1 pseudogene is annotated in these 327 nt (G+C 35.5%); it reads left to right on the plus strand.

The features are described 5' to 3' along the window. Positions 1-327: pseudogene (locus FD20_RS12770) on the plus strand (MobQ family relaxase); the annotation flags it as partial.

A 327-nucleotide genomic window follows, 5' to 3' on the forward strand; every position in this document is an offset into this window, starting at 1 on the left:
AAACAGTACCTTAATTAAGCACGCTGTTGGTGAAGATGTCACTAAGCAATTATTGACAATTAACCAACAAGAAAGTTCACTAAAAAAAGCAGATGAGCTCTTAAATAAAGTAGTTGATCGCACGACTAAAAAACTTTATCCAGAGCTTGATTTTGAACAGACAAACGCGGCTGAACGACGGGAATTGATTAAAGAAACTAATAGTGAACAAACGATTTTCAAAGGCAGTGAATTAAACGAACGTTTAATGAATATTCGTGATGATTTATCGACCCGACAATTATTGACCTTTACCAAACGGCCATACGTTGGCTGGAAGTTATTAAT

It is taken from the genome of Liquorilactobacillus uvarum DSM 19971, assembly GCF_001434935.1.
Lineage (GTDB): Bacteria > Bacillota > Bacilli > Lactobacillales > Lactobacillaceae > Liquorilactobacillus > Liquorilactobacillus uvarum.